This window comes from Flavobacterium palustre (assembly GCF_014639535.1).
Lineage (GTDB): Bacteria > Bacteroidota > Bacteroidia > Flavobacteriales > Flavobacteriaceae > Flavobacterium > Flavobacterium palustre.
This window is the reverse complement of the sequence record NZ_BMGA01000006.1, coordinates 90291-101993: the sequence shown is the minus strand read 5'-3', so window position 1 is coordinate 101993 and position 11703 is coordinate 90291. Positions and strand designations below refer to the sequence as shown.

8 protein-coding genes are annotated in these 11703 nt (G+C 32.1%); all 8 read left to right on the top strand.

Going from position 1 to position 11703, the window contains the following annotated elements:
• The first annotated feature begins 122 nt into the window (after positions 1–122).
• The 8 genes from IEV84_RS12065 (at position 123) to IEV84_RS12030 (ending at position 11695) form a co-directional block, all read left to right on the top strand.
• Positions 123–1337 (top strand): glycoside hydrolase family 88 protein, encoded by a 1215-nt coding sequence (locus IEV84_RS12065; protein ID WP_188494526.1) that lies wholly within the window; start codon positions 123–125, stop codon positions 1335–1337.
• A gap of 125 nt (positions 1338–1462) precedes the next feature.
• A complete protein-coding gene (locus IEV84_RS12060) occupies positions 1463–3028 on the top strand; it encodes a DUF4955 domain-containing protein (RefSeq protein WP_188494525.1) in 1566 nt (521 codons plus the stop codon).
• A 12-nt stretch (positions 3029–3040) separates the two neighbouring features.
• Positions 3041–4522: a sulfatase family protein gene (locus IEV84_RS12055; RefSeq protein WP_188494524.1), complete on the top strand. Its 1482-nt coding sequence runs from the start codon at positions 3041–3043 to the stop codon at positions 4520–4522.
• A gap of 26 nt (positions 4523–4548) precedes the next feature.
• Complete coding sequence (locus IEV84_RS12050; protein WP_188494523.1) at positions 4549–5337, top strand: gluconate 5-dehydrogenase; 789 nt, start codon at positions 4549–4551, stop codon at positions 5335–5337.
• A gap of 88 nt (positions 5338–5425) precedes the next feature.
• Positions 5426–6556 carry a BT3233 family polysaccharide utilization protein gene (locus tag IEV84_RS12045; protein ID WP_229732672.1) on the top strand — a complete coding sequence of 377 codons (1131 nt, stop codon included), beginning with the start codon at positions 5426–5428 and terminating at the stop codon, positions 6554–6556.
• A gap of 349 nt (positions 6557–6905) precedes the next feature.
• Positions 6906–7883 carry an alpha/beta hydrolase gene (locus IEV84_RS12040; RefSeq protein WP_188494522.1) on the top strand — a complete coding sequence of 326 codons (978 nt, stop codon included), beginning with the start codon at positions 6906–6908 and terminating at the stop codon, positions 7881–7883.
• A gap of 1213 nt (positions 7884–9096) precedes the next feature.
• Positions 9097–10068: a pectinesterase family protein gene (locus IEV84_RS12035; protein ID WP_188494521.1), complete on the top strand. Its 972-nt coding sequence runs from the start codon at positions 9097–9099 to the stop codon at positions 10066–10068.
• Between the two features lie 61 nt (positions 10069–10129).
• Positions 10130–11695 (top strand): glycoside hydrolase family 28 protein, encoded by a 1566-nt coding sequence (locus IEV84_RS12030; RefSeq protein ID WP_188494520.1) that lies wholly within the window; start codon positions 10130–10132, stop codon positions 11693–11695.
• Positions 11696–11703: the final 8 nt, after the last annotated feature.

The window sequence follows — 11703 nt, the reverse complement described above, 5'->3', positions numbered from 1 at the left end:
TCTTTTTACCAACTTTTTTATCACTGAGAAAAATTCATGTAATGAACATGATGAGTTAGTTGTAATATAATTGCATCAATGCTAATTGCTTATGACTAAGTAAAAAACAATAAATATTCCATATGAAAACAATTAAGTATTATTTAATACTATTGTCCTTTTGTAGCTTATCCATTTTTGCACAAAAAGACAATAGCAAGGATCGTTTTGTCATGAAAAAAATGATTCAAGACAATTTTGAATTTGCAGCAAAGCAATACCAATTTTTAGAGAAGGCAACTCCACAGGATTCAATGCCAAAAACATTTGATAAAAATCGTAATATTAGTTCCGATGTTTATTGGTGGTGTAGCGGTTTTTATCCGGGAACACTTTTGTATATTTATGAATATACTAAAAAGCCATCAATCCTTGATGACGCCAAAAAAAGACTGGCAATTTTAGATACGGTAAAATATTATACTAAAAACCATGATTTGGGTTTTATGATGTACTGCAGTTTTGGAAATGCTTATCGATTGACAAAAAATGAAGAATACAAAAAAGTAATTCTTGAATCGTCTAAGTCATTGGCAACAAGATATCGTCCAGATGCCAAAGTGATTCAGTCTTGGGAAATTACTGATGGAGGTTTGAGGCAAAAAGGTTTTGTAGGTCCAGTTATTATTGATAATTTGATGAACCTTGAAATGCTGGAATGGTCAAGCCATAACAGTACAGACAAAAAATTTGCAAACATAGCTGAAAGTCATGCCAATACAACCATAAAGAATCATTTTAGACCAGATTACAGCAGTTATCATGTATTGGATTATGATTTAAATACAGGGGAAGTTCGTAAGAAGGTAACAGCTCAGGGATATTCTGATTCCAGTGCCTGGAGTAGAGGTCAGGGATGGGCATTGTATGGCTACACTATGATGTACCGTTTTACAAAGAATCCTGCTTACTTAAAACAAGCACAGGGAGTTGCTAAATTTATATTGAACAATCCTAATTTGCCAACAGATAAGATTCCGTATTGGGATTTTGATGCTCCAAATATTCCTAATGAATTGCGAGATGTATCGGCTGCATCGGTTTACGCATCGGCATTGTTAGAATTAGGACAATATACATCAGGAAAGGAAAAGCAAAATTATATTAGTGTAGCCAAAACCATTTTGAAATCATTATCCAGTTCAAAATATAGAGCTGATTTAGGTTCTAATGGAGGTTATTTATTGAAGCATAGTGTAGGTTCAATTCCGCATAACAATGAAATTGATGTTCCGCTTACTTATGCCGATTATTATTTTGTGGAAGCATTATTGCGTTACCAAAAATGGTATTTATGATCTAATAGGTTATAATTATTTAAGCACATAGAAACGTGTTTTTTTAAAATTTATGTTTCTATGTGCTAAATACAATTTTGCTAAGAGTTAAAAGTAATATTGCTATCATATTAAAATAGATTACAATGTATAATTACAATAAAATACAGATTCAAAAGGGATTAGTTGCTATTTTTAATTTGCTGGCTGTAGTAGCTGTTTTTGCTCAAAAGGAAGCCAAAATATTTGACGATTATAAGAAGGATAGAAGTATCTTACCTGATTTCTCTTATGTGGGTTACCATCAGGGTGAAAAGAATATCCCTAACATAACCGATTATAAATATTTTGATGTTACCGATTTTGGTGCAAAACCAAATGATGGAAAATCAGATAAAATAGCAATACAATTTGCCATTGATGCCGCTAATAAAAATGGTTCCGGGATTGTTTATTTTCCTAAAGGGCGATTTTTAGTTAATGAAAACGGCGATGCTACGAATTCTATTATCTCAAAAAAAAGTAATATTATTTTCAGAGGAAGTGGTTCTGGACCAGGTGGTACTGAATTGTATATGAAAAATGCACTTCCACCTGCAAATCCTGCTCAAATGTGGACGGTTCCACCTTTGTTTATTTTTGGAAGTGGCGGCAGTGATAAGAAAATAGGCGTGGTTACCGAGGCAGCTGCTATTGGCAATTTGACTATAAAATTAAATACCACCGAAGGTTTAAATCCGGGTGACTGGATTATGCTAAGTTTATTGGATAACAATAAAGATTTAATAGCATCCGAACTAAAAAATTATAAAGCCGAACCTCAGTGGACTTATTTAGTAAAAAAAGGAATTGATGTCAAAGTTTTTTATCAAATTAAGAAGATAAACAAGGAGACACTCACACTTAATGCACCCATTTCCTATACTATCGACCCAAAATACAAATGGGAAGTTTCTAAATTCGCTAATAGTGAGGAGGTTGGGATAGAAGATATTGCGTTTGTGGGTAACTGGACAGAAAAATTTGTTCATCACCGTTCCTGGAAAGACGATAGTGGTTATACGATGTTGAATATGAGGAGAAACACTAATTCGTGGATAAAAAATTGTCGTTTTACCAATTGTAGTGTTGCTGCAACCATTGCGCAAAGTGCTAATATTTCGGTCTTAAATTGTAAAATTGATGGAAACGCAGGTCATCAGGCTATTAACTCTAATGGTTCAACTAATGTATTGATTGCTAATTGCGTTGATGAGGCATCACAATGGCATTCTTTCGGTTCTTCACATGGATCTATGAATACTGTAATTTGGAAATGTACCTATCCTGCTACTACTTGTTTTGAGTCACATTCAAGCCAACCCAGAAATACATTATTTGATGAAGTTGAGGGTGGTTTGATGAACGGACGAGCCGGTGGAGCAACAGAAAATATGCCCAATCACATGCAGGGTTTAGTGTTGTGGAATTATAAGCAAACTAATGAACCAGTAAAAGATTTTGAGTTTTGGCCACCCACAGCGGTTTTCGAATGGTGGAAAATTCCTAATCCTGTAGTTGTTGGATTTACAAGTAAAGGAAGCACTTTTAAAATGGAACAGATAGGACAGTCAGAGTCACTGGATAAGGCTGTAGTGCCCGCTTCTTTATATTTGGCACAATTAAAATTAAGGCTGAATAAATTTCCAAAATGGATTAAGGAATTAGAATAAAAATAGAATATTATGAAACATATAAAATACAGTATTTATACTAATTTTTTTCTTTTATTTTCCCTATCAATAGGGATTTTATGTAATGCTCAAAACAATACAAAATCTAAAAAGTCCCCAAACTTACTTATTATTATTGCTGACCAATGGCGGGCTCAAGCTGTAGGATTTGAGGGGAAAGAACCAGTTATGACTCCTTATTTAGATCAATATGTTAAGGAAAGTTTGGTTTTAGAACAAATGGTAAGTAATTATCCCGTTTGTTCGCCAGCTAGAGCTATGTTGATGACGGGGCAATACCCTATTAAGAATAAGGTTTACAGTAATGTAAATTCTGCATCAGCTCCTTTTGGAATCGAATTGCAAGAAGATGCAATTTGTTGGTCGGATGTATTAAAGGAAAATGGATATTTTAACGGTTATATTGGCAAATGGCATTTAGATTCACCATATAAACCTTACATACCTACCTCTAACAATATAGGTGCAGTTGCTTGGAATGAATGGACTTCACCAGAAAAAAGGCATGGTTTTGATTATTGGTATGCATATGGAACTTATGACGAACATGATAAACCAATGTATTGGGATACCAATGATAAAAGAGAAAATTTTAAATATGTAAATCAATGGGGACCAATTCACGAAGCGGATAAAGCATTGGCATATTTGAAAAATGAAGAGGGTAAAATTCGTAACAGTGATGCTCCATTTTCTTTAGTAGTATCTATGAATCCACCGCATTCAGAATACCAAAGAGTTCCTGAAAAATATTATCAGCTTTATAAAGATATTCCCTTGGAAGATTTAGTAAAAGATCCAAATATTCCTCCAGCGGGGACTGTTATGGGGGATACTTATCGAAAAGATATTCGTTATTATTATGCAAATATTACAGGAGTTGACGAACAAATTGGACGTATTTTGAATGGTCTTAAAGATTTGAAATTAGACGACAATACTATAGTAATGATTATGGCTGACCATGGTAATTGTTTAGGGAAACATTCAGAAATTTCAAAAAACAACATCTTTGAGGAATCATTAAGGATACCATTTATAGTTCGATGGAAAAATCATATTGTTCCTAGAATAGATAGAGAGTTTTTAGGAAGTTTGCCAGATATTTATCCAACACTTTTAGATTTAATGGGCTTAAAAAGTAAAATTCCAAAGAATATAGACGGTAAAAGTTATGCACAATATTATCTAAATAGTAAAGGAAAAAAACCAACGGAACAATACATTTTAGGAGCTATTATTAGTGATAATGTTGATATGAATACTGGTTTTAGGGGAGTCCGAACTAAAGATTATAAACTTTCTTTTGTAAAGAAAAAAGGGAAAGGCGAATATGTATTATACGATTTAAAAGCAGATCCTTTTGAATTGACAAATATTTACAAACCGGATTTACCTATAGTGAAAAAATTACAGCCAGTTTTAAAACAATGGCTGCTAAAAACAAAAGATGGTTTTGTTATCAATCAATAAAAATTCTAACTATAAATTTAAAAATAATGTCAATTAACTTATTTGATTTAACAGGAAAAACAGCATTAATTACAGGAGGAGTTCATGGTTTAGGAATGGCTATGGCCAAGGGACTGGGATATGCAGGCGCTAAAATTGTAGTAAATGATCTTTCACAAGAAGCATTAGATAGCGCTATTGCAGAATATAAATCGGTAGGAATTGAAGCTTACGGATATGTATTTGATGTAACTGATGAGGCAGCTGTAATTGCAAGTATAAACAAGATTGAATCGGAGGTAGCCCCAATTGATATATTAATTAATAATGCCGGAATCATCAAAAGAACTCCTATTATCGAAATGGAGGTTAAAGATTTCGCTGCAGTAATTAATGTGGATTTGATAAGTCCTTTTATCGTTTCAAAAAATGTTGCCAAAGGAATGATCGAGCGTGGTGGTGGAAAAATCATCAACATCTGTTCTATGATGAGTGAATTAGGCAGAGATTCAGTAAGTGCTTATGCTGCTGCAAAAGGAGGTTTAAAAATGCTAACTAAAAACATGGCTACCGAATGGGCAAAATTCAATATTCAAACTAACGGAATTGGTCCAGGTTATTTTGCAACAAGTCAAACTGCACCTATTAGAGTAGATGGACATCCGTTTAATGAGTTTATTATTAGCAGAACACCAGCAAATCGCTGGGGAGACCCTGAAGATTTACAGGGAGCTGCAATATTTTTGTCTTCAAAAGCCAGTGATTTTGTAAACGGGCACATCCTTTATGTAGATGGAGGAATTCTTGCTACCATTGGAAAACCTTCTAATGAATAATAAATATTTTAAACAATTTTCTACTGATACTGTTATTTGAAACAGTATCAGTAGAAACAATATCTCAGAATTATACAGCTCAGCTATTATGAAATACATTAAACACATTTATTTGTTTTTTCTTTTTTTACCATTACTACTTTTGTCTCAGGAAAAAGGGATTATTGAAATTCAAAATAATTCGGATATTGCAAGAAATGAGGCTATTGTGGCTATCAAATGGGAGACTATTTTATCATATTATCCCCAAATAGATACTACCAATTTTATTGTAATCAATTCATCGACTAACAAGCAAATCCCTTATCAGTTAGAACATAAAGGACTGCCGGAAATTCAAAATTTATTGTTACAGCTAAGCGTGAAAGCTAAAAGTACAGTTCGTCTTTCTATAAAAAAAGGGAAACCAAACCCTATTGAAATTAAAACATATGCTCGTTTTGTACCAGAACGTAAAGACGATTTTGCCTGGGAAAATGATAAAATTGCTTTTCGTACCTATGGCAAAGCCATCGAAAACACCAATGAAGATGCCTATGGTTTTGATGTTTGGGTAAAAAGATCCACTAAAATGGTGATTAATGAACGTTATAAATTAGGGAATTACCATAAAGACAATGGCAACGGAATGGACTATTATCATGTTGGACATTCGTTAGGTGCAGGAAATATGGCTCCTTATGTTAAGGATACGATTCGTTATTCTGCTAATTATCATGGTTGGAAAGTATTAGATAATGGTCCTTTACGTTCTAGTTTCCAATTAATTTATGACACTTGGAATGCAGGAGGAATTAAAGTTAACGCTACAAAAATAATTTCTTTAGAAGCTGGTTCACAATTGAATCGCGTAGAGAATGTCTATACCTTTGAAGATTCAAAACCAATGCCAGTAGTGGTAGGAATTATCAAAAGACCAGAAGAAGGTGTTATTTCTTTAAATGAACAAAAAGGTATTATGGGGTATTGGGAGCCTACTGTTAAAGAATATGGTACAACTGGTGTTGGTGTCATTTTGACCACTACTATTAAGAATATGCTGGTAAATAAAGATCAATTATTAGCTGTAGCCGAAGTAAAAAATGATGAGCCAATTGTATATTATACAGGAGCTGCTTGGGATAGAGCCAGTAAAATCACTAATTCAGAGCAATGGCTTGAATATTTAAATCGTTTTTATAAGGAAGTAAAAAATCCTTTAGTAGTAAAAGTAAAATAACATCAATTAATTTTCCAATTTTTTAAAAATGATTTTCTAAACATTAAAAAATATCAAAGCCCTTAATCTACTTATATTTTACAAGAAAACTTAACTACTAATTATTTTTTGGTTTTTTTATAGCTTGTAGTAAAGATGAAGAAAAAGTTAGTCACATAACTATTTCTTTTAGTACAGATCAAAATTCTTCTTTGATGTTTAGAATGAGGAAGTATTAGGATTTAACTGAGGAAAATGTGCTAATGTATCCGGTTTAGGTGGAGGTTAACTATTAAAATCATATTTGTGATATGCCAAAAGGACCTTTGTTACTTTAGTGTATTTTTTAATCTTTAAATAATTAAAAAAAATGAAAAAGCAATCCTTAATTATAGATCAATTATCGAGTTTTAAAATTAGTAATGTACAAAAAGTGATTCCACTTTATGATAAAAAAGCACCTAATTCTAAAGACATAAATGCCACTGACATTTTTTTGAATGAAACAGAAGATTTTCAATTTATTACAACTGTTCATACTCCAGATTTAACCGTTTTTTTACCTGAGAAAAGTCTATCTACAGGAATCGCTGTTGTAATTTGTCCAGGTGGAGCTTATGTAGGTTTATCGATAGATAATGAAGGATATGATATAGCTAAAAAATTAAATGAAAAAGGAATTGCTGGTTTTGTTTTAAAGTATAGATTACCTAAAGCGGAATATGTAAATAATAAACAAATTGTTCCTTTACAAGATGCCCAGCGCGCCATTCAACTAATTAGGGAAAATGCTAAAAAATGGGGAATCAATCCCAATAAAATTGGTATTGCGGGAAGTTCTGCAGGAGGTCATTTGGCTTCTACTGCTGGAACTCATTTTCATAAAGAATATATCGATAATCCTTTAAAGACAAGTTTACGTCCCGACTTTATGATATTAAATTATCCTGTTATCAGTATGGCTGATAGTCTAACTCATGTTGTTTCAAGGTATAGTTTGATAGGAGAGGGATTGGCACCAAAAGAATTAAATTTAATTGTTATGGACAGGAAAACTTCAGTGCAAAAATTAGTGAATTTACCAATAGATCTTGAAAAGATTAAAGAATTTTCTAATGAACTTCAAGTAAGTCCCAATACACCTCCTACATTTATTACTCATTCTGTGGATGATAATTCGGTTAAAGTGGAAAATTCAATTTTATTTATAGCTGCTTTGCAAAAAAACAAAGTGCCAGTTGAATCTTTCTTTTATGTAAGTGGAGGTCATGGTTATGGTACAGATAATCCAACAAGTGATGTTGATTGGATAGATTCCTGTGTGACTTGGGTTTTGAAAATGTTTTGATCATTAAAGAAATAAATAACATTCCATATAATCTCTTATCTGGTAGGTCTCTACATTAGTTTCTAGAGATTATTAAAACAGTACTAAATTATCGAAATCAATCAATTGTAATTTTTTTTAGAATTTTGATTTGGTTTATTTTTTAGTTTTGACTAGGAAAGTATTTGTATCTATTTATTATTTTTTTCCTCTAAAAGAATTAGGATAAAGTTTTCATTGCTTGTTTTGTATTAGATAAAAAAAAATCTATCGAAAATAGTTAGTAAAAGTGTTCGACACTCCCGCTCACTTATTATTGGTTTTAGGTATTTAAGTGGCTTTTTTGTGAGTGTTTCATGTTATTTTATAAAATTAACTCTTATTTGTTGAACACCTCGTTAAGTCCTGATTTTACTAAATTTTTTACATAAAAAAAATCCAAAAATCATTGATTTTTGGATTTTGTGGAGTCGAGGGGATTACAATCGAACACCTTATACCGATATTAATGTTCTTGGATAACTTAGAGAAATAGTTTGTGAAACCTTATGCTTATTGAGGATTTTGAAATTCTTTATGTTGTTTTTGTATCTCATTTTTTAAATAATAATTAGGAGTTTTTTATATTTAATTTTAAATATATAGTTTTTTGCAATGCAAATTGGTCCGTTAAAAATGCCTTGGAGTGTTCGACTGTTGAACACCTTAAATTTTTGTATAAAATCTGTTAAAAGTTATTATATATGATATCTAAAGAATAGTTTTAGAGAAAAGGGAATTGTATTTTTCGTTAATGTGTTAACACAAAAGAATTATATATTTTTTACATATTTTAAGGTCTCGCTTTTACCCCTCAATGTAAATCTTCAGTAAAAAGTGGACTAATCTAGGTAAAATCTAAGGGAGTGTTTACATAGAAATTGTACTATTTAAGTTTGGGATTCAAAAAACAGATTCTAAATATTTCTTATTTTTTGTTAATGTATCAGACGATATTTAATTTTTAGGTAATTGTTACTTTGAAATTGTAATTTACCCCTGTTATAATTGTTAAAAAGCCTCCTTGTTAGCATTACAAAATAATTAAGTTTGCTGTGGTTAGTAATTAAATTACACTTAAAAAAATTATAACTGGTAATTATAGTTTTTATAAAATTAGTTTTGGTTTGTAATAAAAGGAAGGATAATGAATTAAATTTTATTATTCTTTCTTTTTTTAATGTAAAAGTAAAATATGAGAAGTGCCTGTTTTTTTTGTTTGCTTATCGGAATGATGTTGATTCCTATAAATTCAGTTTTTGCAAATAAAGATAAAAATACGTTTATCGTTGCCTTAGACGGTACGGGAGATTATAAATCGATTCAGGAAGCCGTTACGGCTTGTGGTGCTTTTTCTTCTACTGAAAAAAAGATATTTATTAAAAATGGAGTTTATAAAGAGAAAGTTTTAATTGATTCCTTTCATGCTAATATCAGTCTGATAGGAGAGAGTAAAGAAAAAACGATTCTAACTTATGATAATCATGCAGGGCAGAATTTTATAGGCACTTTTACCAGTTATACACTAAAGATTTTAGGGGATCATATCAAAATTGAAAATTTGACAGTTGAGAATTCAGCAGGCAGAGTAGGTCAGGCTGTAGCGCTGCATGTTGAAGGAGATTATTTTGTGGCATCCAAATGCAGGCTGTTAGGCAATCAGGATACCTTATATGCTGCGGGTAATAATAGCCGTCAGTATTTTAATGAATGTTTTATTTCAGGGACTACCGATTATATTTTTGGATCGGCTACTGCTGTTTTTGATAAATGTGAAATCCATAGTACTACCGATTCGTATATAACGGCAGCCAATACTCCTAAAGAAAGTCAATTTGGATTTGTCTTTTTTGATTGCGTGCTAACGGCAGAACCAGATGTTAAGAAGGTTTTTCTGGGAAGACCGTGGAGAGAATATGCCAATGTAGTTTTTATAAGATGTTTTATGGGAAAACATATCGTTCCCGAAGGCTGGCACAATTGGGATAAACCCGAAAAAGAGAAGACTACTTTTTTTGCTGAGTTTGGAAATACGGGACCAGGTGCCGATGTTTCAAAACGGGTAAAATGGGCTCATAGTTTAACTAAAAGTCAGCTGAAAGAATATGTAATAGACAAAATTTTTAAAGTTGAAAGCAAATGGTCATTCGATTCAATTGAACTTTAATTTTCAAAAACACCAATTTTTACAATTCTCCAAAAATAAAACCATACCAAAAAATACAATAATGAAAAAAACCACGATTCAAAAAATATGTACTTTGCTAATACTGTTCTTATCTTTTACAGGATACAGTAAAAGTTATGATATCAGAGCATTAGGTGCCGATAATACAGCTAAAATAAAATGTACGGATTTAATCAATAAAACGATTCTCCAGGCGGCAAATGAAGGAGGCGGAACGCTCTACTTTTCTTCAGGAACCTATCTAACGGGACCAATTACCTTAAAAAGCAACATTACTATTTATCTGGAAACCGGGGCAACGCTAAAGTTTTCTTCTGATTTTAAGGATTATCTGCCATTTCAAAATGTACGATACGAAGGGGTGTTTATGAATACATTCGCCCCTTTGATTAATGCATATAAAGCGGACAATATTACTATAAAAGGTGAAGGTACTCTTGATGGTAATGGCTTTGATTGGTGGAAGGAAGAAATGAGAATTTTTCAGGAAATTAAATTGAAAAACGGTATCGAAAAACCAAATGATTTCCAAAAAATGTGGACAGAGGCCAATAAAGATTTAAAAGTAGAACCTTATTACCAAGGAATATTTAAGAAGCAGTTTTTCCGTCCTCCATTTATCCAGTTTTTAGAGTGTAATAAAATAAGAATTGAAGGAATACGTATTCAAAATTCTCCTTTTTGGACCATAAATCCTGAAGGATGTAATGATATTGTGGTACATGGCGTTACGATTTTTAATCCTGCAAAAGATCCGCATGGTCCTAATACTGATGGGATTAATCCCTCGTCCTGCAGTAATGTTAGAATTTCAAATTGTTTTATTAGTGTAGGAGATGATTGCATTACTATAAAATCAGGACGGGATTTAAATGGTAGAAATTATGGTAAGGCCTGCGAGAATATCACGATAACTAATTGTGTAATGCTCGCCGGACATGGAGGTGTCGTGATTGGGAGTGAAATGTCAGGTGGTGTAAAAAATGTAACGATTTCTAATTGTGTTTTTGATGGTACAGATGCCGGAATTCGTATGAAAGCATCCAGAGGAAGGGGAGGTATTGTTGAAAATATCAGGGTTTCTAATATTGTAATGAGAAATATTAGTCGCAATGCTTTTACCTTTGATTTGTTTTATGATAGAGTTTCTAAACCGGAAGCTGTTTCTGAGCGGACTCCAATATTTAGAAATATTCATATAAGTGATGTTTCAGGTGTTGGTATAAATAAAGCCGGAGAAATAAAAGGGATTGAAGAAATGCCTATAAGTGAGTTGTCTTTTACCAATATTAATCTGGAAGCCAAAGAAGGTTTTAGTTCCGATATTACTTCAAATTTGACTTTTAATAATGTTGACATCAGTACTCAAAAAGGCTCGGCTCTAGAATTCAAAAAATGTGATGGTTTAGTTCTAAATGATATTCGATCTAAGAAACCTTTGCAAAATCAGCCAATAATAAAAGTAACCGATTCTAAAAATGTCTTATTAAACAATTGTTTTCAAAGAGTGCCTGCTGATGTATTTTTAGAATTTAAAAATAGTGAAGTAATTCAAGGTAATAATTTCCTTTCTTTGGTAAAAGAACCCATTAGAAAAATTCAATAATTAGGAAT

Excerpts from the sequence above, each read along its gene's own strand:
- IEV84_RS12035 (WP_188494521.1), top strand. The coding sequence starts at position 9,097 with ATGAGAAGTGCCTGTTTTTTTTGTTTGCTTATCGGAATGATGTTGATT.
- IEV84_RS12060 (WP_188494525.1), top strand. The coding sequence starts at position 1,463 with ATGTATAATTACAATAAAATACAGATTCAAAAGGGATTAGTTGCTATT.
- IEV84_RS12045 (WP_229732672.1), top strand. The coding sequence starts at position 5,426 with ATGAAATACATTAAACACATTTATTTGTTTTTTCTTTTTTTACCATTA.
- IEV84_RS12050 (WP_188494523.1), top strand. The coding sequence starts at position 4,549 with ATGTCAATTAACTTATTTGATTTAACAGGAAAAACAGCATTAATTACA.
- IEV84_RS12030 (WP_188494520.1), top strand. The coding sequence starts at position 10,130 with ATGAAAAAAACCACGATTCAAAAAATATGTACTTTGCTAATACTGTTC.
- IEV84_RS12055 (WP_188494524.1), top strand. The coding sequence starts at position 3,041 with ATGAAACATATAAAATACAGTATTTATACTAATTTTTTTCTTTTATTT.
- IEV84_RS12065 (WP_188494526.1), top strand. The coding sequence starts at position 123 with ATGAAAACAATTAAGTATTATTTAATACTATTGTCCTTTTGTAGCTTA.
- IEV84_RS12040 (WP_188494522.1), top strand. The coding sequence starts at position 6,906 with ATGAAAAAGCAATCCTTAATTATAGATCAATTATCGAGTTTTAAAATT.